A 21787-nucleotide genomic window follows, 5' to 3' on the forward strand; every position below is an offset into this window, starting at 1 on the left:
GCGCGCCGCGCGCGATCGCGAGCTCGAGGCGCGGCGCACCGGCTGCGACGGACGGCGCGCCGGCTTCGACCAGCACCGGCTCGACCGACGTCGCGATGCCGAGCACCGCGGCCACCGCGGCCGGGCGCGCATCGGGCGCGGCCGTGGCGGCCGCCACGTCGGCGTCGACGGCCGGCGCGTCGCCACCGGCCAGAGTGTTGGACAATTCCGCCGCCTCACCCGCCGGCCGGGCCGACGCGAGCGGCGCGGGCAGGCAGCGCGTCGCCGGCACCGCGCGCAGATGCCGGTGGCCGGCTGCGACGAACGCGTCGCAGATCGTGCGGAACCACGCGCGGTCGACGACGGCCAGCACGCGGCGCCCGTCGGGCAGCGGGGCAGGATCGAGCGCGATATGGCAGCCGAGCGGATCCTGGATCAGCTGATCCTCGACGATGTTGGGCAGCGCCTGGCGCAGCTTCGGCCCCTTGAGCGGCGGCACGGTCGCGGCCAGCAGCAGCACGTCGCGCGCGGCGACGATCAGCACCGTCGCGGCCGCGCGCGGCAGCAGCGCGAGCGCGGCGCGGCCCGCGCGCTGCACGTGGCCGCCCTTGTCGACGAGCATGAACGGCAGCTCGGGCCACTGCCACTCCTGCAACGGCACGGCAGGCTCGCGCGGCGGCAATGAAACAATCAACGTGCTCAAGAGCTCCTCTCCCGAATGGCGTCGTTATAGCTGATCGCGGATGCGCACGACCCGCGTCGAGTGCGTGGTCGGATCACGATACACGAGCGAGGTGCGATCGACCTCCGCGCGGTCGTGCTGGATCCGGCCATGCACGATGAAATAGCTCGAATTGACGTCGACCAGGCTCGAGTCGATCGTCACGTTCGGTGCGCCGGCGCCGCGCAGCGCGAGCTGCACGTCGCCGACGTTGCGGAAAAACACCGTCTCGCGGCGCGACACCAGCGCCTGCGCGGACGACACGCTCATCCCCGGCATCAGCGCCGCGATCACCTCGGCCGGCGCGGTGTTCATGTTCACGGGCGTCGTGGTCGGCAGCACGGTGACGAACGGGCGCAGCCGCTCGACCATCTCGGGCGTCACGCCGTCGACGTCGAGCAGGCTGTCGACGCCCGTCATCATCAGCGGCGCGGGCCCGCGCTCGCCGCCGGCCAGACCGGGATCGTCGGTGAAGTCGCTGCCGCCCTGCATGTCGCCGCCGGCCGGTGCGGTCGGCGCGATGCCGCCGCCGGGCAGCGTCGGCAGCTGGAAGCGCGTCGCCGAATGCATCAGGCCCGCGCGCACCTGCAGCGCGATCCGCTTCGCGAACGCGCCGTCGTAGCCGAGCGTCGTCAGCAGGCGCTGGAACGCCTGCAGTTGCGCGACGTTGAGCTGCAGCACGCCGGGCGCCGGCGACGCGACGAGATTGCGCAGGTTGAACTTCGCCTGCGCATCTTCGATCGAGCCCGAGATATAGGTGTCGTCGCCGCCGTCGGCGTTCGGCGCGCCGATCCGGCCGAGGAAATCCGACAGCTTCGTCTTCGCGATCGGCACGGCCCAGATCCCGCCGAGATAGGTGATGCCGGGCGCGGTATCGCCTTCGGAGCGCAGGATCATCCGCGTCCAGTCGAGCGCGCCGCGCGCCACCCACTGCGCCTGCGCGAGCACGCGCTGGTTCTCGATGCGGCGCACCTGCACCTGCTGGCGCCACAGCATCCCCGAGACGAGGATCGCCGACAGCGCGACGACCAGCAGCGCGGTGATGATCGCCGCGCCGCGCTGCCCGCGCCGTGCGCGGCCGCGCGCCCGCCCTGCGGCCGGGTTGCACGGCGAACGCGAGGCGGCTGCATGGCCGGCCGGGATCGAACGGTGAGGGCGCGCGTGCATCGTCATTCCCCGACGAGAAACACGCGCGTGACCGGCACGCGCAGCGACGTCGCGCCGATGCTGACCTGCAGCCCCGTTACCGCGCGCGGCGGCGGCGCATTGCCGAGCTGCGGCACCTTCAGCGCGTCGTTGTTCTGCGCGAGCGTGTCGTTGGCCGCCTGCCCGCTGGTGGTCCAGCCGACGCGCGGCACGTACAGCTTCGCGTCGATCGCGCCGACGCCGCCCATCAGCGCGACCGCGCTCCAGCCGTCGACGCTGCTGTCCTTCAGCAGGCTGCGCAGCCGGTTCGCGTCGTCGAGCGGCGGCGACGCATAGCGCACCACGCGCCCGCCGGCGATCCGGTAGCGGACTACCTGCAGCCGCGGCGCGGCGCCCGGCACGTCGAGCTCGCGGACGATCTGCAGCGTATTGCCGGCGACGCCGATCGCGGGCTGGCCTGCTTCGTCGTCGGTCGCTGCGAGGCGCGCGTCGATGCGCATCTGGTCGAACATCTGCGCGAAGATGCGCTCGTCCTCCATCGCGGACGCCACCTTGTCGCGGCCGCGCATGATCTGGTCGAGCCCGCGCCACGCGAGGATCGCGACCACCGCCAGGATCGCGATCGCGATCATCAGCTCGATCAGCGTGAAGCCGCGCGCGCGGCGACGCAGGCGGGCAGGGCGGACGGCCGTGCGCGGCATCGGCGCGTCAGAGCGAACGGCTGGTTTCATTCGCGACCACCGTCACCATCTGCGCGAGCACGCCGGAGCGGCCCGGCATGCTCACCGATATCTCGACGCGCCGGAACACCGGATTCGGCGTCGCGCTCACGCGCTGCGAGCACACGAGCTGCACGTTGCCCTGCGAGCAGTCGAAACTCTGGTCGCCGACGGCCGGCCACGCATGCGCGAGCCGCAGCTGCGCGAGCGCGTTGTCGGCGCTCCAGCCGGCCAGCAGCCGGCGATGCAGGTCGGCCGCGCCGGTCGCCATCGTGCCGACCGCACGGATCGATGCGGCGAGCGCGATCGCGATGATCGCGAGCGCGACCAGCACTTCGATCATCGTGAAGCCGCGCGCGGGCCGACCGCGAGCGGGTGCTGAAACAGGGGAACAGGGCATCCGGCGACGCATCGTCACTGCACCTCGTAGCGGCCGTTGCCGGTGCCGACGATCGTCGCACTGCCGGCGGCCGAATGCAGCGTCACGCGCACCGGCGTGTCGATGCTCTCGGTGCCGAACACGACGCGGCTCGCGCGCGTGTCGGAACCGGGGTAGTCGATATCGGCGCCCGTCACGCCGGCATCCCAGTTGCGCGGGCGCAGCAGGTCGTCGCGCAGCGTACGCCAGCCGTCGGGCGAGCTCACGTCGAACTGGAAGCCGTGCGCGGTCGGCTGCCACGCGATCGGGCGCGCGCGCACCTGCGCCTCGTCGCCGGCGGTCTCGAACAGCAGCGCGAGCCGCTGCGCTTCCTCGCGCAGGTCGGTGCGCGGATTGCGCGTCAGCGACAGCGACGCGAGCGACACCAGCAAGCCCGCGATCACCAGCACGACGAGCATTTCGAGCAGCGTGAAGCCGCGGGCTGCGCGACGGCGATGGGTTGAACGCTGCGCTCCGAAGGCAGCGTGCGCGGCGGACGGCCTGACCGTCTCCACGGCCCTGCGGCGAGATTCCGGCCCGCCCGCCACGCGCGCCCGGACAGACGGCGCCGCCGTGCGACGCATGCCGCCGTCGCAGCCGGAGCGGTGGGTCGTACGAAGGGCGGGCATGAAGTGCAGGGGAGAAAAATCGGAGCGGTCAGCGACGGCTTATTGCCACGAGCCGATATCGGTGTCGTTGCCTTCGCCGCCTTCCTTGCCGTCGGCGCCGTAGCTGAACACGTCGATCTCGCCGTGCACGCCCGGATTCAGGTATTTATACGCGTTGCCCCACGGATCGTTCGGCAGGCGCTCCAGATAACCGCCGTCCTTCCAGTTGTTCGGAATCGGATCGGTGGACGGCTTCTGGATCAGCGCGTTCAGGCCCTGCTCCTGGGTCGGATAGCGGCCGTTGTCGAGCCGGTACAGCTTCAGCGCCTGCATGATCGTGCCGATGTCCTGCTTGGCGGCGATGCGGCGCGCCTCGTCCGGGCGGCTCATGATCTTCGGCACGATCAACGCGGCGAGGATCCCGAGGATCGCGACCACCACCATGATCTCGATCAGCGTGAAACCGCGCTGACGGCGGGCGGCTCCATTGCGGCGAGTGATCCACGTTTGCATGACTGACTACCTCTTTCCAAAAAATGTCGTCGATTGAATGACGCGCCCGTGACATCCGGACAAATGCCTGACGCCAGGCTTCCGTTATCCCGGAACGCGGAGCACGCATTGTAAGGCGCGCACCGCCAAGGGCTTTCACTCAACGCAAATTTCACATACATCCGTACAATAGCGCGCATGAACGCGCTCTCGATCCGGATCCTTTCCCTCGCACTCTTCGCAGCGTTGTGCGCGACGGCCACCTACTGGGTCGTCACGCTGTCGGCCCGCGAAGCGCCGCTGCCTGCCGCCGCCGCGCGGCCGCCGATCCGCACCGAGGACGCCGCCGCGCTGTTCGGCGGACAGCTCGAACGCAATCCCGTGCAGGACATCCACCTGTTCGGCATCCTCGCGCTGCAGCACGGCGCCGCGGCGATCGTCGGCGTCGGCGGCGAACCGCCGCGCGCGGTGTCGCTCGGCACGGAGCTCACGCCCGGCGCGAAACTCGCCGAAGTGCGCGCCCGCTCGATCGTCATCGACCGCAACGGCGCCCGCGCCGAAATCCAGCTTCCCGCGAACACGCCGTCGCCGGCGATCTACATGCGCTGAAGCCCGTCGGTGACGGCCGCTCGCGCCGTCACTGCACCATGTTGTTCAGCTCGATGATCGGCAGCATCACCGCCAGCACGATCACCAGCACGATGCCGCCCATCGCCAGGATCAGCAGCGGCTCGAGCAGGCTCGTCAGGAACATCGTGCGGCGCTCCAGCTCGCGCGCCTCGCCGTCGGCCGCGCGGTCGAGCATCGTCGTCACGTCGCCGGTCGCCTCGCCCGAACGGATCAGATGCACCAGCACCGGCGGAAACGTCTTCACGTTGTTCAGCGCGCGCGACAGCGCGGAGCCTTCGCGCACGCGCACGATCGCATCGTCGATGTTCGCGCGCATCGCGCGGTTGCTGAGCGTCTCCCCGGCCGCCTGCAGCGCGCGCAGGATCGGCACGCCGGCGGCCGTCAGGATGCCGAGCGTGCTCGCGAAGCGCACCGTGTTGTAGCCGCGCACCAGCTTGCCCGCGAGCGGCGCGGTCAGCAGCCAGCGGTCGAACGCGAGGCGCGGGCCGTCGCGCGACAGCGTCGCCTTCACGAGCCACACGACCAGCGCGATCGCGATCAGGATCGCCCACCACCAGTGCCGCACGAATTCCGACAGCGCCATCATCACGATCGTCAGGATCGGCAGCTGCTGCTTCGTGCTCGCGAACACGTTGACGACCTGCGGCACCACATAGCTCAGCAGGAACGTGACGATGCCGAACGCGATCAGCGTGACGATCGCGGGGTAGGTGAACGCGAGCAGGATCTTCTGCTTCAGCGCGTTGCGCTGTTCGATGTAGTCGGCGAGCCGCGACAGCACGATGCCGAGCTTGCCCGTGTGTTCGCCGGCCGACACCAGCGCGCGATAGATCTCGGGGAAATCGCGCGGATGCTGGCTCAGCGCATTCGCAAGCGAATGACCGCCGAGCACCTCGGCGCGGATCGCGGCCATCAGTTCGCGGATGTAGTCGCGCTCGGACTGCTCGGTCAGCACGCCGAGCGCTTCGTCGAGCGGCAGCCCGGCGATCAGCAGGCTCGCGAGCTGGCGCGTGAGGATCGCCTGCTCGCGCTGCGACAGCTTGCGGCCCAGCGCGAGCCGTTGCGAACGCGCGCCGCGGGTCGCGCTCGCGGCCGGCTCGACCGCCAGCGGCGTCAGCCCTTGCGTGCGCAGCTGGCCGCGCGCGGCGCGGGCGCTGTCGGCGTCGATCACGCCTTTCTGCGCGCGTCCCGCCGAATCGATCGCTTCGAAACGGAATGCCGGCATCGCGCTATGCGCCTCCCGTCACGCGCAGCACTTCCTCGAGCGACGTCGCGCCGGCCGCGAGCCAGCGCTCGGCGTCGTCGCGCAGCGTGCGCATCCCTTCCGCGCGGCCCGCGGCGAGAATCTCCGCGTCGGCCGCGTTGCGATGGATCAGCGAACGGATCGCATCGTCGATCACCAGCAGTTCGTACACGCCGCGCCGGCCCGCATAGCCCGAATGCCCGCACTTGTCGCAGCCGACCGGATGCCATACGGTGCGGCCTTCTTCCTGCCGTTCTTCCTTGCAAACCGGGCAAAGCTGGCGCACCAGACGCTGCGCGAGCACGCCGAGCAGCGACGACGCGAGCAGATACGGCTCGACGCCCATGTCGGTCAGCCGCGTGACGGCCGACGCCGCATCGTTCGTATGCAGCGTCGCGAGCACCAGGTGGCCCGTCAGCGATGCCTGTACCGCGATCTGCGCGGTTTCGAGGTCGCGGATTTCGCCGATCATGATCACGTCCGGATCCTGACGCAGGATCGAGCGCAGCGCGCGCGCGAAGGTCATTCCGATCCGCTCGTTCACCTGCGTCTGGCCGATGCCCGACAGGTCGTATTCGATCGGGTCCTCGACGGTCATGATGTTGGTCGTCGCGGTTTCGAGCCGCGACATCGACGCGTACAGCGTCGTCGTCTTGCCCGAACCGGTCGGGCCCGTCACCAGCACGATGCCGTGCGGGCGCGAGATCAGCTTGTCGAACTGGCCGAGCGTGTCGCGGCCCATCCCGAGCGCTTCGAGATTCAGCCGCTGCGCATCCTTTTCCAGCAGACGCAGCACCGCACGCTCGCCGTGCCCGGTCGGCAGCGTCGACACGCGCACGTCGACCGGCCGGCCGCCGACGCGCAGCGTGATGCGGCCGTCCTGCGGCAGGCGCTTCTCCGCGATGTCGAGCTGCGCCATGATCTTGATCCGCGAGATCAGCGCGCCATGCAGCGCCTTCTTCGGCCGCACGACGTCGCGCAGCGTGCCGTCGACGCGAAAGCGCACGACCGACGCGTTCTCGAACGGCTCGATATGGATGTCCGACGCCTGTTCGCGCGCGGCCTGCGTGAGCAGCGCGTTGATCATGCGGATGATCGGCGCGTCGTCTTCCGATTCGAGCAGGTCCTCGACTTCGGGGATGTCCTGCATCAGCCGCGACAGGTCGACTTCGCCCTCGACTTCGCCGACGATCTGCGCGGCGCTGCCGTCCTGGCGCGCGTACGCGTGGTTGATCGCCTGCGCGAGCTCGTCGGCCGGCACGCGTTGCACGGCGATCGAGCCGAAGTTGCGTGCAATCTCGGCCAGCGCCGCGTCGTTCGTGCGTTCGCTGATCCACACCTCGAGCGTGTCGTCGAGCTGGTGCGCGATCAGCACCTGGCCGTTCTTCGCGAAGCCGTACGGCAGCAGCCGCGCGGCGAGCGGCGAGGGCGGCTGCCGTTCACCGGGCGCGCCGTCGGGGGCGGAGGACAGCAGGTCGCTCACTGCGACGCTCCCGGCGCGGTCAGCGGCTGCTGCGGCACCGTCTGCGCCGGCACGCCCTGCGACTGCGCGGGCGCCTGCTCGGGTGCGGCGGGCGGCGCCGCCTGGCGCTGCATCTGCTGGCGGCGCATCTTGTCGAGATCGAACAGGTTGCCCGCGGCCGTGCCGCCCTGGCTCGGGCCGAGCGGCATCGGCGGCACGACCGGGTCGTCCTTGTCGCGGATCACGTTGTTGTCCGACTTGTATGCGCCCGTCACGCCCTGGATGTAGTCGTAGCGGTTCGCGGTGACGGCCTGCGCGGTATCGCGGTCGCTGATGATCACCGGGCGCAGGAACACCATCAGGTTGGTCTTCTTGCGCTGCTTGCTTTCCGAGCGGAACAGCTGGCCGATCCACGGGATGTCGCCGAGCAGCGGCACCTTGCTGTTCGACACGTTGTACGCGTCCTGCATCAGGCCGCCGAGCACGATCACTTCGCCGTTGTCCGCGAGAATCGTCGACTGGATCGAACGCTTCGTGAACGACGGGCCCGTCTGCGCGTTCGTCGTCGCGGTATCCACCGCGGAATCCTCGGTGTAGAGCTGCAGCTTCAGGATCCCGCCTTCGGTGATCTGCGGCTTCACGTGCAGCGTCAGGCCGACGTCGCGGCGATCGTAGGTGTTGAATGCGTTGCTCGTGGTGCCGCTCGTCAGGTTCGAATACGAACCGGTCGGAATCGGCACGTTCTCGCCGACGACGATCTTCGCTTCCTCGTTGTCGAGCGTGATCAGGTTCGGCGTCGACAGCACGTTCGCGTCGCTCACGCCCGCGAAGTATTGCAGCAGCGCGCCGAGGCCCTGCACGCCGAACATGTTGTGCAGCCAGCCGATGTTGAGGCCCTGGTTCAGGTTCGACAGGTTGGCCGGCAGGCCGACCCCCGTCAGCGTGCCGGTGCTGGAATTCACCGTGCCCGCCGTCAGGTTGATGATGCTGTTGCCGGCCACGCTGCCCGCGGTCGCCGCGAGGTTCGTGCCGGCCAGCAGCGCGCCGCTCGCGACCTGCCACTGGATGCCGAGCTGGCCGGCCGTCGTCGAGTTCAGTTCGACGATCAGCGCCTCGATGTAGACCTGCGCACGACGCTTGTCGAGCTGGTCGATCACCGCGCGCAGGTTCCGGTAGACGGGATCCGACGCGGTGATGATCAGCGAGTTGGTCGCTGCATCGGCCTGGATCATCCCGCCGGGCTGGTTGTCGTCGTTCTTGTCCTTGTCGCCGCCGAGCAGGCCGGCGTTGCCGAGGCCGCCGCTCGACGACGTGCCGCCGTACGACGACGAGGACGACGAAGAACCGCCGAGGCCGCCCGACGGCAGCGGCGGGGTGCCGGCCGTGCCGGTCGAGAAGTTGCCGCTCGACGACGAGCCGTTCTGGTTGAAGCTGTTCGCATCGTTCGACGACGCCGACGAGCCGCTGTCGTTGCCGCCCTTGCCGAGCATCCCGCGCAGCGTTTTCGCGAGCTTCACCGCATCGGCGTTGCGCAGCGACACGACGTGCATGTTGCCGGGCACCGCGCTCGGCGCGTCGAGCTGCTGCACGAGCCGTTTCGCGGCCGCGAGGCGCGCGCCGTTCGACGCGCGCAGCAGCAGCGAGTTGGTGCGCGGGTCGGCGGTGACCGACACCTTCAGCGTCGCGTCGCTGTTGCCGATCGCGCCCGGGTCGAGCATCTTCTGCAGCTGCGCGGCGAGGTCGATCGCGTTCGCGTTGCGCAGCGGCACGACCTGCACCTGCGCGCCCGCGGCGCTGTCGACGCCCGCGATGATCTGCGCGATGCGGCGCACGTTGTCCGCGTAGTCGGTCACGACGATCGTGTTGTTCGCCGGGTACGCCGTCACCGTGTTGTTCGGCGAGATCAGCGGCCGCAGCACGGGCAGCAGGTTGTTCGCCGACTCGTTGTGCAGTTCGAACACCTGCGTGATGACCTGGTCGCCGCGCGCCTGCGGCACATTGCCGACGTAGGTCGGCACGCCCTGCAGCTTCGCGTCGGCTTCCGGCACGACCTTCAGCACACCGTGATCCTGCACCAGCGCGAAACCCTGCATGCGCAGCGCCGACTGCAGCGTCTTCAGCGCCTGGTCTTCCGGCACCGCGCGTTCGGCGACCAGATTGAGCTGCCCCTTCACGCGCGGGTCGACGATGATGGTCTTGCCGGTGGCGGCACCGATCGCTTTCGCGACCTGGTCGATATCCGCATTGACGAAGTTGAGCGTGACCTGAGCGTAGGCGGCCTGCGAGGCGACGATGCCGGCGACGATCAGCGTCGTGGCGACGCGCCGCATAACGAAGCGATTTCTTGTCATGGATGAATGGGGCGATGCCGGCTCAGGCCGCTTCCGGCGGTAGTGCTGGGATCCAAATCCGAAAAAGGCGACATTAGCAGCTTTTCATGTCCGAAATATCACATTGATCCGAGGACTGTCTCACATACGACAGGCATGCGGCGATCCGTATGCGACATGTAAGGCGCGCCGGCCGCGCGCCGCGCCGTCGTTCGGGACGCGCCGGCGCGGCAATGCGGTATACCCGCAGCCGGCCGCCAGTTTGTCGCAATGTCACGGACTGCCGGTATGATACGGGCGGCGCGTTTCTCGTCGCACGAATAACAGGCACGGGTTTTCCCGAACCTGCACCTTCTCCCTCCGGTTTTCGCACCATGAACAGACGGTTCGCTTCGATCGTGTGGATCGCCGCCGGCGCGTGGTTCGCCAGCGCGAACGCGCACGCCGATTGTTTCGACGAAGCCGCGAAATACCAGAAGGTCAATCCGCTGATCCTGCGCGCGATCGCGTGGCAGGAGTCGCGCAACCGGCCCACCGCGCTGAACAAGAATACGAACGGCTCGGTCGACTACGGCCTCATGCAGATCAATTCGATCCATCTGCCGACGCTGTCGCGCTACGGAATCGACCGCGATACGCTGATGGAGCCGTGCAAGAACGTCTATATTGCAGCGTGGCATCTGCGCCAGAAGATGAACCGGTACGGCAACACATGGCAGGCCGTCGGCGCCTACCATTCCGAAACGCCGTCGCTGCGCGACAAGTACGCGCGGCAGATCGCCGGCATCCTGTCGCAGTGGAAGCTGCTGCCGCCGCAGTAGCCGCGCGGCGCCGCGCCGGCCGACCGGCACGGGTTTGATGCACAATGCGGGCTCACGCTGCGGTTTCGCGCGCGGGCGGCCTCGCGCCGATCGCGCCCCGGAACGACGCCGCGGCCGCTTTTCCACTTTTCAGTTGGTGCAAATCGCTATGAATCCGGCAATGAACCAGCCGTTGCCCGTCACTGTGCTGTCCGGCTTCCTCGGCGCCGGCAAGACCACGCTGCTCAACCACATCCTCGCGAACCGCGCGGGCCTCAAAGTCGCGGTGATCGTCAACGATCTCGCGGCGGTCAACATCGACGCGTCGATCGTGCGCGACGCGCAGGCGCTGTCGCATGTCGAGGAGCGCCTCGTCGAGATGTCGAACGGCTGCATCTGCTGCACGCTGCGCGACGACCTGCTCGTCGAGATCCGCCAGCTCGCGGCCGAAGGCCGCTTCGACGCGATCCTGATCGAATCGACCGGTATCGCGGAACCGATGCCGATCGCCGAGACCTTCACGTTCGTCGACGACGACGGCACCTCGCTCGGCGAAACCGCGCGGCTCGACACGCTCGTCACGGTGGTCGACGCGTTCAACTTCCTGCGCGACTACGGCTCCGACGACGCACTCGCGACGCGCGGCATCGCCGCGTCGGAGGAGGACGATCGCACGCTCGTCGAGCTGCTGATCGAGCAGATCGAATTCTGCGACGTGCTCGTGATCAACAAGGCCGATCTCGTCGGCGCGGACGAACTCGCGCGCCTGCAGCGCATCCTCGCGCGGCTCAATCCGCGTGCGCACCAGGTCGTGTCGACCTTCGGCAACGTGCCGCTCGGCGAAGTGCTGAACACCGGCCGCTTCGATTTCGACGAGGCGGCGAATGCGCCGGGCTGGCTCGCGTCGCTCGAGCAGGGCCACGACCACGACCGGGCGCCGGGCGAGGCGCATCATCACGCGCACGTGCACGGCGAAGCCGACGAATTCGGCATCGGCAATTTCGTTTACCGCGCGCGCCGGCCGTTCCATCCGGCCCGGCTGTGGGCGCTGCTGCACCAGGAATGGCCCGGTGTGCTGCGCAGCAAGGGCTTCTTTTGGCTGGCGACGCGCAACGACATCGCGGGCTCGCTGTCGCAGGCGGGCGGCGTATGCCGGCACGGCCCGGCAGGCCTCTGGTGGGCGGCGCAGGATCGCGCGGAATGGCCGGACGACGACGAGCTGCTTGCCGAAATTCGCGCGGAATGGGAAGGCGACCTCGACGACCGATCGATCGGCGATCGTCGGCAGGAACTGGTGCTGATCGGCATCGGGCTCGACACCGACGCATGGCGCGCGAAGCTCGACGCGTGCCTGCTGACCGATGCGGAATTCGCGCTCGGCGCGACCGGATGGGCCGCGTTCGACGATCCGTTCCCCGCGTGGGACGTCGACGGGCACGACGACGAGCCGGGCGACGCGCAGATCGTGCATGTGTAACGGCTCGTAAAACAACCGTTAAATCTTGCAAGAGGGTGTCGAACTGTGGCGAAAATGTCGCGAGCACCCAACAAAAAACCCGCCGAACGGCGGGTTTTTTTTGAACAGGCGCGGGATTAACGCTTGTTGACGGCGTCCTTGAACGCCTTGCCAGCCGTGAACTTGACCGTCTTGGCTGCCGGGATCTTGATGGTTTCGCCCGTCTTCGGGTTACGGCCCGTACGTGCTGCGCGCTTGCCCGAACCGAAGCTGCCGAAGCCGATCAGCTGAACCGCATCACCCTTCGACACGGCCTTCTTGATCACTTCGAGCAGCGTGTCCAGCGTTTCGCCGGTTTGAGCCTTGCTGGCGCCCGTTTGGGCGGCGACGGCGTCGATCAGTTCCTGTTTGTTCATTAAGGTTCCTTTATCAGGTTAGGTTGACACGAACAGCGCGAACGCGCCGATTATACGTGCGCGAACCGTGCCGTCGAGAGTCGGACTCCGACGACACAGCGCCGAATCCTGGCCCGCGCGACGCGCCCTCCGGCTTCGCCGGTGGCCACCCCGCGGTACGGCGTTGCTATGATAGCGCAGCGCAAACCCAATAACGACAAGGGTTTCAAAGATTTTCATCGGTATTTCGCCGAATCAATCGTCGATTGCCCGTTTTTTGACCTGCGCCAACCGGACAGGATACGCAGCCCGCACCGCCCGTGCGCCGCGCCGTTGGTTTTTGCCAACGGCCGGCTCGGTACGCCCCGCGCAATCCCTTGCCAGGCTTGGCTGCCACGTTTTTTGTTTCGCATGCCAGACCGACTTGTTCCCGCCACGCTCGCGTTTCGCGACGACGGCACCCTCGTCTCGCCCGCGTACGGCGACATCTATCACAGCGCCGCCGGCGCGCTCGCGCAGGCCAACCATGTGTTCATCGCCGGCAACGGGTTGCCGGCACGCTGGCAGCAACGCCGCACGTTTACGATCGTGGAGACCGGCTTCGGCACCGGCTGCAACTTCCTCGCGACGTGGGCCGCGTGGCGCGACGATCCTGCGCGCTGCGAGCGGCTGCATTTCGTGTCGGTCGAAAAGCATCCGTTCTCGCGCGAGGACCTGCGCCGCGCCGCGTCCCATATCGTTGCCAACACAACTATCTCGGCAAGCGCCGATGCGCTCGCGGATGCGTGGCCGACGCTCGTGCCGGGCGTGCACCGGCTCGAATTCGACGCAGGGCGCGTGGTGCTCACGCTCGCGTTCGGCGATGCGCTCGAGCTGTTGCCGAAGCTCGTCGCGCGCGCGGATGCGTTCTATCTCGACGGCTTTGCGCCGGCGAAGAATGCCGATCTGTGGTCGGTCGACGTGTTTCGCGCGCTCGCGCGCCTCGCCGGCGAAGGCGCGAGCTTCGCGACTTATTCGAGTTCGGGCGTCGTCAAGCACGCACTCGATGAAGCGGGTTTCGTGTATCGCAAGGTCGACGGCTTCGCGGGCAAGCGCGCGATGCTGGTCGGCGAATATGCGCCGCGCTGGCGGATGCGCCGGCACGAACCGCCGCGTGCGCTGCCGGTCGCCGCGCGCCGCGCGATCGTGATCGGCGCCGGTCTCGCCGGCTGCGCGGTGGTCGAACGTCTCGCCGCGCGCGGCTGGGACATCACGCTGATCGAGCGGCACGAACGAATCGCGAGCGAAGCGTCCGGCAATCCGGCCGGCGTGTTCCACCCGCTGATGACGCGCGACGACAACGTCGCGAGCCGGCTCACGCGCAGCGGTTTCCTGCATGCGCTGGCCCGCTGGCGCGCGCTCGAGCAGGCCGGTCACGCCTTCGCGCGCAGCACGCACGGCATGGTGCATCTCGCGGAATCGGCCGACGACTTCGTACGCATGCGCGACGCGTTCGATGCGCTCGGCGCACCGCCCGACTATGCGACGCTGCTCGACGAAAGCGCGGCGCGCGCGTATCTGCACCTGCCGGTCGCGCACGGCGGGCTGCTGTTTCCGCAGGGCGGCGCCGTATGGCCGGCCGCGCTGTCCGATGCGCAATGCGCGGCGGCCGGCGAACGCGTGCAACTGCTGACGCGCACCGAAGTCGCGCGGCTCGAGCGCCGCGACGACGCGTGGCATGCGCTCGACGCGGCGGGCAATACGCTCGCGCACGCGCCCGTCGTCGTGCTCGCGAATGCGGGCGACGCGGTGCGTCTCGCAGGCCTGCGGCATGTCGCGCTGCAGCCGGTGCGCGGCCAGCTCACGCTGTTGCCGCCGGGCAGCGCGGCGCCGCTGCCGTGCCCCGCGATCGGCGACGGCTACGCGGTGCCGCTCGACGACGGCTCGCTGCTGATCGGCGCGACGTTCGAACCCGACGACACCGATCCCGCGCTGCGCGCGGCCGGCCATGCGGAAAACCTCGACCGCGTGCGCCGCCTGCTGCCGGGCCTGCTTCGCGAGGTGCCGCAATCCGACGCGCTGTGCGGCCGCGTCGCGTTCCGCTGGGTCGCCGGCGACCGGCTGCCGCTGATCGGCCCGCTCGCCGACGAAGCGCAGGCGGTCGCGAACGCGCGCGCGCTGAGCGGCGCCAAGGCGCGCGACCTGCCGCGCATGACGGGGCTGTACGGCGCATTCGGCTACGGGTCGCGCGGCCTCGTATGGGCCACGCTCGGCGCCGAGCTGATCGCGTCGCAACTCGAAGGCGAACCGTGGCCGCTCGAACGCGAACTCGCCGATGCCGTCGATCCGGCACGTTTTTTGATCCGCGCGTTGCGCGCCCGCCAGGTGAACGCGGCCGACTGAACGCCGGCACCGATCCGTCCTCACAGTTTTTCGCTTTTCCCGCGCCAGGTTATCCACTCGACACTGTGGATAACCGCGCGAAAACCATGCTCGCTTCGTGTGCAATCACAGTGGACGTAAACGGGGTAACTCGGCACAGCGCCGAAGCGGCCCGAAAGTTGCTCAACTCCGACTACTGTGCACAAACAGCCTGTGCAACGGGTTATGGTTTCGCCAATGCCTTGATCTTTCAGCGTAAACGGAAGTTATCCACAGAACTGTGCGTGCCTTGTTAACTTCTACTACGTATATATACAGATAATCCTTTTAAACCAAAGACCTGTGCGATGCACAGGCCATCGACTCGATTCAATCGGTTCCGGAACGAAAAAGCTGTGGCACAATCGGTTTCCTTCGCGTTCGTCCGGCCAGGCGCCGGACATGCTTCAACGGAACGGTCCGCGCGTTTTCGAATCTGAATCTTTCGAGACAGCGCAGTCCGTTCATACACCAGGCCGACAATCCAGATCGGCCGATCCGAGTGGCATATCTGCCGATGGGCGGAACAGGCGGATCCCATGTCCCGCCGTCGTCAACCACAACAATCACATTCGGGGCGATACCCAGCCGGCGCGCATCTCATTCCTGACGCTTGACCCCGCGTCGCTGGCGGTTGCTTCCAAAGGAGAAGTCACCACGATGAAGTCGGCGTTCTCATTCCTGCCCAACTGGCCGCTCTCGCCGGATGCCGTGTTCTGGGCCGGGCTCGCGTTGTTCGCGGCCGGTCTGTGTGGCGAGCTGTGCTATCGCGCGTGGCGGCTGCCGCGCATTACCGGCTACGCGGTGATCGGCCTGATCGCCGGTTCGTTCGGTTTCGGCGTGATCGACGCGAGCACCGACGAAACCTCGCGGCTGCTGATCAACGTCGCGCTCGGCCTGCTGCTGTTCGAACTGGGCAGCCGTCTGGACCTGCGCTGGATACGCCGCAATCCCTGGCTGATCGCGTCGAGTCTCGCGGAAGCGACGCTGACCTTCGTGCTCGTGCTGTTCGCGATGCTCGCGCTCGGCGTGTCGGGAATGGTCGCGCTGGTGCTGGCGGCGATCGCGATCGCGACGTCGCCGTCGATGGTGATCCAGCTCAAGACCGAACTGCGCGCGGAAGGGCAGGTCTCGCAGCGCCTGATCACGCTGACCGCGCTGAACAGCGTGTACGCGGTCGTGCTGACCAAGCTCGTGACGAGCTGGCTGCATCAGGAAGCGTACGGCAACGTGTTCGCGACGATCCTGCAGCCGGTCTACCTGCTCGTCGGGTCGTTCATCGTCGCGTATCTCGTCGCGCGTTCGTGCAACTACCTGTTCCGTCACATGACGTCGACGATGCGCGACGAGCATTCGTTCGTCGCACTGTTCGGTCTGGTGATGCTCGCGATCGCGGTCGCGCAGGCGCTGAAGCTGTCGACGCTGCTCACGCTGCTGCTCGCCGGCATCATCGTGAAGAACCTCGAGGCGCGTCCGCAGCTGTGGCCCGAGCATTTCGGCACGGCCGGCTGGCTGCTGACGGTGATCCTGTTCGTGCTGACGCTTACGTCGTTTACGTGGGGCGACATCGCGATCGGCGGGCTGTTCGCGATCGCGCTGATCGTCACGCGGGTCGTCGCGAAGCTCGCGGGCGTGGTCGCGTTCGCGAAGCCGAGCGGCATCGGGATGAAGCAGGGCGTCGCGCTCGGCATCGCGCTCACGCCGATGTCCGCGCTGTCCTATCTGCTCGTCGACGACACCTACCAGCTCTATCCGAATTTCGATCCGCACCTGCGCGCGATCGTGATGTGCACGATCGTGATCCTGCAGCTCGTCGGCCCGTTCCTCGTCTACCGATGCCTGTCGGCGGTCGGTGAACGCAGCGACAGCAACTGATTCCGGAACCTGCCATGGCACTCGAAACCTTCGTCAATTCCGAGCCGTTCACGTTCGGCGTCGAACTGGAAATCCAGGTCGTCAACACGCACAACTACGACCTGACCAAGGCCGCATCCGACCTGATGCGGCTGATCCAGGGCGAGAAATTCCCCGGCAACATTACGCCGGAAATCACCGAGAGCATGATCGAGCTGTCGACCGGCATCTGCCATTCGCACGAGCAGGCGCTCGGCGAACTGCATGCGATCCGCGACGTGCTCGTGAAGGCGGCCGACCAGCTCAACGTCGGGCTGGCCGGCGGCGGCACGCACGCGTTCCAGCAATGGAGCGACCGGCAGATCTACGACGCGCCGCGCTTCCAGTACCTGTCCGAGCTGTACGGCTATCTCGCGAAACAGTTCACCGTGTTCGGCCAGCACGTGCACATCGGCTGTCCCGATCCGGACAGCGCGCTGTTCCTGCTGCACTCGATGTCGCGCTTCATCCCGCATTTCATCGCGCTGTCCGCGTCGTCGCCGTTCGTGCAGAACGTCGACACCGGCTTTCATTCGGCGCGGCTCAATTCGGTCTTCGCGTTTCCGCTGTCGGGCCGCGCGCCGTTCGCGCTGACCTGGAGCGGCTTCGAGGAGTACTTCATGAAGATGGTCAACACCGGCGTGGTCAACTCGATGAAGGACTTCTACTGGGACATCCGGCCGAAGCCCGGCTACGGGACGATCGAGGTGCGCGTGATGGACACGCCGCTGTCGGTCGACCGTGCGGCCGCGATTGCCTGCTACATCCAGACGCTTGCGCGCTACCTGCTGACCGACCGGCCGCTGAAGCTGTCCGAGGACGACTACCTGGTCTACACGTTCAACCGTTTCGAAGCGTGCCGCTTCGGGCTCGAGGGCACCTGCGTGAATCCTCAGACGGGTGAGCGCCGCACGATCGCCGAGGACATCCTCGACACGCTCGATCGGATCGCGCCGCATGCGGCCGCGCTCGGTTCGCGCGCGGCGCTCGACGAGATCGGCGCGCTCGCGAAGGCGCGCGTGAACGACGCGTCGTGGCTGCGAACCGTTTTCAAGCAGGAAAAATCGCTGAACGAGACGGTTCGACAACAGTGCCTGCGTTGGCGCGAGTGAAAAAATGTTTTGCAGATTACGGGCTCGACCGCGTCGCGATTCGCTGAACGCCGGTCGAGGCCGATGCCGTCCGAAACCGTTGCCAGTCCTTCCGAAAATCTGTGGATAACCGGATATTCCACTGCAAAGTCAACGGCCTGCGAACGGGACAACCCGGTGGACGGCCGCCCGGCACAGGGTGGCCGATTCGAACCGGAAAATGGCGGCGCGCCCCGTCCTGCAAGCGCGCGATATTGGCCGCACAACGAAAAATTTCGGTTATCCAGTCATTTTCCACAGCATGCAGGGGATAACTTAGCTGTGCGATTTTCCGCTCTCGCTTAGAATGTCGGCTTTGCGGACACCGGAACGACCTGTGTCTTACCGGTCGCCGCGAACGCGACCGCCGCGTGTGCCTCGCGACGGCCGTGTCGGACGGGTTCGAAAGAGCCCTTCCGGTTTGAGATATTCGATCTCCACACTACGGCCGCTCGGCAAACCGGGCGGCGGCAAAGCGAAAAGACTATGAGCGAAGGCGTTTACGGGAATCAGGCTGCCGGTCGTGTGACCCACAGCTTGCTGCGATTGAGTACGGCCATGCGAAGCCAGGCATGGGATTGGGCGGAAGGCGCGGGCCTCACGCCGACGCAGGGCGAAATCCTCGTGCTGCTGCTGCAGCGCAAGGGCCCGATGCGGCTCGGCGAGATCGCGCGCGAGACGCAGCTCACCGCAGCGACCACGAGCGATGCGGTCAGCACGCTCGAGACGAAGGGGCTCGTCGAGAAGCGCCGTGCGCTCGACGACGGTCGCGCGCTCGCCGTGCGCCTGTCGGCGCGCGGTCGCACCGCGGCGAAGAAGGCGCTGCAATGGCCGGAATTCCTGACCAAATCGGTCGGCAAGCTCGGCGCGGACGAGCAGAGCGCGCTCTATCGCACGCTGCTGAAGACGCTGCGCGAGCTGCAGGTAGCCGGCGTGACGCCGCCGCAGCGCATGTGCCTGACGTGCACGCACTTCCAGCCGGCCAAGCCGTCGAAGAAGCCGGCGCACCACTGCGCGGCGCTCGGCCTGACGCTCGCCGACAGCGATCTGCGTCTCGACTGTTCGGTGCACGAAGAGGCCGACGTGGCGACGCAGAAGAAGACCTGGAAGATTTTCGCCGGCTGACGTCCGTCGATCGACCGGGAGGCCGGTGATGAACGCTGAAGTCGTGGCGATCCGCCACGTGCATTTCGAGGACCTCGGCAGTTTCGAGCAGGTACTCGGCGAGCGGGGCCGGCGGGTGCGCTATGTCGACGTCGGATCGTCGCGGGTCGAGGTGCTCGACGTGCTCAAGCCTTCGCTGCTCGTCGTGCTCGGCGGTCCCGTCAGCGTGGTCGACGATGCGCAGTACCCGACGATCGCGCCGCTCGCGGCGCTCGTGAAGCAGCGCATCGACGCCGGGCTGCCGATTCTCGGCATCTGCCTCGGCGCCCAGTTCATCGCCCGCGCGCTCGGCGCGCACGTCTACCCGGCCGCGCAGAAGGAACTCGGCTGGGCGCCGCTGTCGCTCACCGACGCGGGCCGCGCGTCGCCGCTGCGTCATCTCGACGGTGCGGCGACGTCGATGCTGCACTGGCATGGCGACACGTTCGACCTGCCGGGCGGCGCGATCCATCTCGCATCGACGCCCGCCTGTCGCCACCAGGCGTTCGCGTGGGGCCAGCATGTGCTGGCGCTGCAGTGCCATCCGGAGATCCGCGCGGACCGTTTCGAACCCTGGCTGATCGGGAATGCCGGCGAGATCGCGTCGACGCCCGGCATCGACGCGTGCCGGCTGCGCGCGGATACCGCGCAGTATGGCCCGGCGCTGGAAGCGGCGGCGCGAACGATGTTCGGCGAATGGCTCGATAGCGTCGGGCTCTGACGCGCGCGGCGGTCGATGCCGCGAGGTGCGCCCGTCCGTGTGCCGGACGCCGGTGCGCGCGGTCGCGCGTGCGCGGGCCGGCCGTCATCCGCAGCGGAATCGCAATCGCGCGATGCCGGTCTTGCTTCGCCATCCTCACGCATTCCTGACCGCCCGCTTACTGCCGGGCCGGCCTTCTGCAGGCTTCCGGCCCGCGTGCTACGCTCGTCCGCTCTTTTCCTTTTTCTCGCGAGCGGCCACCATGACTGCGCTGTTTTCACCGTTCACGCTGCGCGGCGTGACCCTTCCGAACCGGATCGTGATTTCCCCGATGTGCCAGTACTCCGCCGAGCGCGGCGAAGCGACCGACTGGCACATGATTCATCTCGGCCATCTGGCGCTGTCGGGCGCGGGCCTGCTGTGCATCGAGGCGACCGCGGTCGAGCCCGACGGACGCATCACGGCCGGCGACCTGGGCCTGTGGGACGACGTGACCGAGGCCGCGCTGAAGCCGGTGCTGGCGGCGATTCGCAAACATGCGCCGATTCCCGTCGCGATGCAGCTGTCGCACGCGGGGCGCAAGGCGTCGAGCGCGGTGCCGTGGCAGGGCGGTCAGCTCATCTCCGTCGCGGACGGCGGCTGGCTGCCGCACGCGCCGTCGGCGGTGCCGCACAAGGACGGCGAGACGCCGCCGCTTGCGCTCGATACGGCCGGGCTGAACCGGATCCGCGACGCATTCGCGGCGGCGGCCAAACGCGCGGCGCGGCTCGGCATCGACGCGGTCGAGGTGCATGCGGCGCACGGCTACCTGCTGCACCAGTTCCTGTCGCCGCTCGCGAACCAGCGCACCGATGCGTACGGCGGTTCGCGCGAGAACCGGATGCGCTTCCCGCTGGAGATCTTCGAGACCGTGCGCGCGGCGTTTCCCGACGACCGGCCGGTCGGCGTGCGCGTCTCCGCGACCGACTGGGTCGAGGGCGGCTGGGAGCTCGACGATACGATCGCGTTCGCGCACGAGCTGAAGCGGCGTGGCTGCGACTGGATCGACGTGTCGTCAGGCGGCGTGTCGCCGCTGCAGAAGATTCCGCTGTCGCCCGGCTACCAGGTGCCGTTCGCGCAGGCCGTGAAGCGCGCGGTCGACATGCCGACGATCGCGGTCGGCCTGATCAACGAACCCGCGCACGCGAACCGGCTCGTCGAGGCCGGCGATGCCGACTTCGTCGCGATGGCGCGCGCGATGCTGTACGACCCGCGCTGGCCCTGGCACGCGGCCGCCGAACTCGGCGCGCAGGTGACGGCGCCGCCGCAGTACTGGCGTTCGCAGCCGCGCGAGCACAAGACGCTGTTCGGCGACATCGCGTTCGGCCAGCGCTGAGCATCGTGTCCGGCTGGATGCGAGATCGCCCGCGACGCGAAAGTGCGCGCGATGTTGAACGAAGCAATCGCGAACGTGTAGGATGCGGGTGATTCGCCGCATGCCCGACGCGGCACCGACCGGTGCCGCGTTTTCATTTCCGGTCTGCCGATTCGGGCGGCCGCGCATGCGCGATGCGGGGCCGTGATCGCGGCCGCCTTCCATTCAAGTCGTCTTCACAAGGATTCGTTCGATGAGTTCACGCAGGATCGCGGTGCGCCGCTCGGGGGTACACGGCAGGGGCGTGTTCGCCGTGTCGCCGATCAAGGCCGGCGAGCGCGTAGTGGAATACAAGGGCGAGCGAATTTCGTGGAAGGAAGCGCTGCGCCGCCATCCGCACGATCCGAACGAGCCGAACCATACGTTCTACTTCGCGCTGGAAGAGGGCGGCGTGATCGACGGCAAGGTCGACGGCAACAGCGCGCGCTGGATCAACCACTCGTGCGCGCCGAACTGCGAGGCGGAAGAGATCGAAGGCCGCGTGTACATCCACGCGCTGCGCGACATCGCGCCGGAAGAGGAATTGTTCTACGACTACGGCCTCGTGATCGACGCGAAGCTGACCAAGAAGCTCAAGCGCGAATACGCGTGCCACTGCGGTGCGCAAGCGTGCCGCGGTACGCTGCTCGCGACGTCGGACGACGGCGAGAAGAAGAAAAAGAAGAAGTCCGAGTCGAAGTCGAAGGACAAGAAAAAGAAGAAGTAAGC

20 protein-coding genes are annotated in these 21787 nt (G+C 67.8%); 10 read left to right on the forward strand and 10 right to left on the reverse strand.

Annotated elements, in window-relative coordinates; translation table 11 throughout:
• The 6 genes from gspL to gspG form a co-directional block, all read right to left on the reverse strand.
• On the reverse strand, window positions 1–682 hold a 682-nt coding region (gspL, locus tag BST28156_RS22310), incomplete at its 3' end, for a type II secretion system protein GspL (protein ID WP_254596413.1).
• Window positions 683–706: 24 nt separating this feature from the next.
• Window positions 707–1867: a type II secretion system minor pseudopilin GspK gene (gene gspK, locus BST28156_RS22315; protein WP_174903387.1), complete on the reverse strand. Its 1161-nt coding sequence runs from the start codon at window positions 1865–1867 to the stop codon at window positions 707–709.
• A 2-nt stretch (window positions 1868–1869) separates the two neighbouring features.
• Window positions 1870–2577: a PulJ/GspJ family protein gene (locus BST28156_RS22320; RefSeq protein ID WP_081077067.1), complete on the reverse strand. Its 708-nt coding sequence runs from the start codon at window positions 2575–2577 to the stop codon at window positions 1870–1872.
• The gene (gene gspI / locus BST28156_RS22325) at window positions 2555–2977 is read right to left on the reverse strand and encodes a type II secretion system minor pseudopilin GspI (RefSeq protein ID WP_174903410.1); all 423 of its coding nucleotides are present in this window, start codon (window positions 2975–2977) and stop codon (window positions 2555–2557) included. The genes BST28156_RS22320 and gspI overlap by 23 nt, the downstream gene beginning before the upstream one ends.
• 2 nt (window positions 2978–2979) lie before the next feature.
• Complete coding sequence (locus tag BST28156_RS22330; RefSeq protein WP_174903388.1) at window positions 2980–3612, reverse strand: GspH/FimT family pseudopilin; 633 nt, start codon at window positions 3610–3612, stop codon at window positions 2980–2982.
• Between the two features lie 39 nt (window positions 3613–3651).
• Complete coding sequence (gspG, locus tag BST28156_RS22335) at window positions 3652–4104, reverse strand: type II secretion system major pseudopilin GspG (protein ID WP_009693222.1); 453 nt, start codon at window positions 4102–4104, stop codon at window positions 3652–3654.
• Between the two features lie 177 nt (window positions 4105–4281).
• Here gspG and BST28156_RS22340 point away from each other — a divergent pair, with 177 nt between their 5' ends.
• The gene (locus tag BST28156_RS22340; protein WP_009693223.1) at window positions 4282–4692 is read left to right on the forward strand and encodes a type II secretion system protein N; all 411 of its coding nucleotides are present in this window, start codon (window positions 4282–4284) and stop codon (window positions 4690–4692) included.
• A gap of 28 nt (window positions 4693–4720) precedes the next feature.
• Here the strand turns inward: BST28156_RS22340 and gspF are convergent, their stop codons facing one another.
• The 3 genes from gspF to gspD are packed head-to-tail and all read right to left on the reverse strand — an operon-like array spanning window position 4721 to window position 9748.
• The gene (gene gspF / locus BST28156_RS22345; protein ID WP_174903389.1) at window positions 4721–5938 is read right to left on the reverse strand and encodes a type II secretion system inner membrane protein GspF; all 1218 of its coding nucleotides are present in this window, start codon (window positions 5936–5938) and stop codon (window positions 4721–4723) included.
• Between the two features lie 4 nt (window positions 5939–5942).
• Window positions 5943–7439 (reverse strand): type II secretion system ATPase GspE, encoded by a 1497-nt coding sequence (gene gspE / locus BST28156_RS22350; RefSeq protein WP_254596414.1) that lies wholly within the window; start codon window positions 7437–7439, stop codon window positions 5943–5945.
• A complete protein-coding gene (gene gspD / locus BST28156_RS22355; RefSeq protein ID WP_174903390.1) occupies window positions 7436–9748 on the reverse strand; it encodes a type II secretion system secretin GspD in 2313 nt (770 codons plus the stop codon). The genes gspE and gspD overlap by 4 nt, the downstream gene beginning before the upstream one ends.
• A 374-nt stretch (window positions 9749–10122) precedes the next feature.
• Here gspD and BST28156_RS22360 point away from each other — a divergent pair, with 374 nt between their 5' ends.
• Together BST28156_RS22360 and BST28156_RS22365 are read left to right on the forward strand one after the other, a co-directional pair.
• Window positions 10123–10569 (forward strand): lytic transglycosylase domain-containing protein, encoded by a 447-nt coding sequence (locus tag BST28156_RS22360; protein WP_060240214.1) that lies wholly within the window; start codon window positions 10123–10125, stop codon window positions 10567–10569.
• Between the two features lie 148 nt (window positions 10570–10717).
• A complete protein-coding gene (locus tag BST28156_RS22365) occupies window positions 10718–12025 on the forward strand; it encodes a GTP-binding protein (RefSeq protein WP_174903391.1) in 1308 nt (435 codons plus the stop codon).
• A gap of 116 nt (window positions 12026–12141) precedes the next feature.
• Here BST28156_RS22365 and BST28156_RS22370 read toward each other — a convergent pair whose 3' ends face one another.
• Window positions 12142–12420: an HU family DNA-binding protein gene (locus tag BST28156_RS22370; RefSeq protein ID WP_006401505.1), complete on the reverse strand. Its 279-nt coding sequence runs from the start codon at window positions 12418–12420 to the stop codon at window positions 12142–12144.
• Between the two features lie 390 nt (window positions 12421–12810).
• Between BST28156_RS22370 and mnmC the strand changes: the two genes are divergently transcribed.
• From mnmC to BST28156_RS22405, 7 genes are all read left to right on the forward strand, one after another.
• Entirely contained in the window at window positions 12811–14781 is a 1971-nt protein-coding gene (mnmC, locus tag BST28156_RS22375) for a bifunctional tRNA (5-methylaminomethyl-2-thiouridine)(34)-methyltransferase MnmC2/FAD-dependent 5-carboxymethylaminomethyl-2-thiouridine(34) oxidoreductase MnmC1 (RefSeq protein WP_174903392.1), read from the forward strand.
• 678 nt (window positions 14782–15459) lie between these two features.
• A complete protein-coding gene (locus BST28156_RS22380; protein ID WP_174903393.1) occupies window positions 15460–16674 on the forward strand; it encodes a cation:proton antiporter in 1215 nt (404 codons plus the stop codon).
• Between the two features lie 14 nt (window positions 16675–16688).
• Window positions 16689–17804 (forward strand): YbdK family carboxylate-amine ligase, encoded by a 1116-nt coding sequence (locus BST28156_RS22385; RefSeq protein ID WP_009691778.1) that lies wholly within the window; start codon window positions 16689–16691, stop codon window positions 17802–17804.
• Between the two features lie 504 nt (window positions 17805–18308).
• Window positions 18309–18947: a MarR family winged helix-turn-helix transcriptional regulator gene (locus BST28156_RS22390; RefSeq protein ID WP_060240219.1), complete on the forward strand. Its 639-nt coding sequence runs from the start codon at window positions 18309–18311 to the stop codon at window positions 18945–18947.
• A gap of 28 nt (window positions 18948–18975) precedes the next feature.
• Window positions 18976–19686: a glutamine amidotransferase gene (locus BST28156_RS22395; RefSeq protein WP_060240221.1), complete on the forward strand. Its 711-nt coding sequence runs from the start codon at window positions 18976–18978 to the stop codon at window positions 19684–19686.
• A gap of 241 nt (window positions 19687–19927) precedes the next feature.
• Complete coding sequence (locus BST28156_RS22400) at window positions 19928–21040, forward strand: NADH:flavin oxidoreductase/NADH oxidase (RefSeq protein ID WP_060240223.1); 1113 nt, start codon at window positions 19928–19930, stop codon at window positions 21038–21040.
• 232 nt (window positions 21041–21272) lie between these two features.
• Window positions 21273–21785, forward strand: a complete 513-nt coding sequence (locus BST28156_RS22405; protein WP_060240225.1) for an SET domain-containing protein — start codon at window positions 21273–21275, stop codon at window positions 21783–21785.
• Window positions 21786–21787 lie beyond the last annotated feature (2 nt).

This window comes from Burkholderia pseudomultivorans, assembly GCF_902499075.1.
Lineage (GTDB): Bacteria > Pseudomonadota > Gammaproteobacteria > Burkholderiales > Burkholderiaceae > Burkholderia > Burkholderia pseudomultivorans.

What these genes read in the sequence shown, in the direction of transcription:
- gspK (WP_174903387.1), bottom strand. Translation starts at nt 1,867, where the DNA reads ATGCACGCGCGCCCTCACCGTTCGATCCCGGCCGGCCATGCAGCCGCC.
- BST28156_RS22320 (WP_081077067.1), bottom strand. Translation starts at nt 2,577, where the DNA reads ATGAAACCAGCCGTTCGCTCTGACGCGCCGATGCCGCGCACGGCCGTC.
- gspI (WP_174903410.1), bottom strand. Translation starts at nt 2,977, where the DNA reads ATGCGTCGCCGGATGCCCTGTTCCCCTGTTTCAGCACCCGCTCGCGGT.
- BST28156_RS22330 (WP_174903388.1), bottom strand. Translation starts at nt 3,612, where the DNA reads ATGCCCGCCCTTCGTACGACCCACCGCTCCGGCTGCGACGGCGGCATG.
- gspG (WP_009693222.1), bottom strand. Translation starts at nt 4,104, where the DNA reads ATGCAAACGTGGATCACTCGCCGCAATGGAGCCGCCCGCCGTCAGCGC.
- BST28156_RS22340 (WP_009693223.1), top strand. Translation starts at nt 4,282, where the DNA reads ATGAACGCGCTCTCGATCCGGATCCTTTCCCTCGCACTCTTCGCAGCG.
- gspF (WP_174903389.1), bottom strand. Translation starts at nt 5,938, where the DNA reads ATGCCGGCATTCCGTTTCGAAGCGATCGATTCGGCGGGACGCGCGCAG.
- gspD (WP_174903390.1), bottom strand. Translation starts at nt 9,748, where the DNA reads ATGCGGCGCGTCGCCACGACGCTGATCGTCGCCGGCATCGTCGCCTCG.
- BST28156_RS22360 (WP_060240214.1), top strand. Translation starts at nt 10,123, where the DNA reads ATGAACAGACGGTTCGCTTCGATCGTGTGGATCGCCGCCGGCGCGTGG.
- BST28156_RS22365 (WP_174903391.1), top strand. Translation starts at nt 10,718, where the DNA reads ATGAATCCGGCAATGAACCAGCCGTTGCCCGTCACTGTGCTGTCCGGC.
- BST28156_RS22370 (WP_006401505.1), bottom strand. Translation starts at nt 12,420, where the DNA reads ATGAACAAACAGGAACTGATCGACGCCGTCGCCGCCCAAACGGGCGCC.
- mnmC (WP_174903392.1), top strand. Translation starts at nt 12,811, where the DNA reads ATGCCAGACCGACTTGTTCCCGCCACGCTCGCGTTTCGCGACGACGGC.
- BST28156_RS22380 (WP_174903393.1), top strand. Translation starts at nt 15,460, where the DNA reads ATGAAGTCGGCGTTCTCATTCCTGCCCAACTGGCCGCTCTCGCCGGAT.
- BST28156_RS22385 (WP_009691778.1), top strand. Translation starts at nt 16,689, where the DNA reads ATGGCACTCGAAACCTTCGTCAATTCCGAGCCGTTCACGTTCGGCGTC.
- BST28156_RS22390 (WP_060240219.1), top strand. Translation starts at nt 18,309, where the DNA reads ATGAGCGAAGGCGTTTACGGGAATCAGGCTGCCGGTCGTGTGACCCAC.
- BST28156_RS22395 (WP_060240221.1), top strand. Translation starts at nt 18,976, where the DNA reads ATGAACGCTGAAGTCGTGGCGATCCGCCACGTGCATTTCGAGGACCTC.
- BST28156_RS22400 (WP_060240223.1), top strand. Translation starts at nt 19,928, where the DNA reads ATGACTGCGCTGTTTTCACCGTTCACGCTGCGCGGCGTGACCCTTCCG.
- BST28156_RS22405 (WP_060240225.1), top strand. Translation starts at nt 21,273, where the DNA reads ATGAGTTCACGCAGGATCGCGGTGCGCCGCTCGGGGGTACACGGCAGG.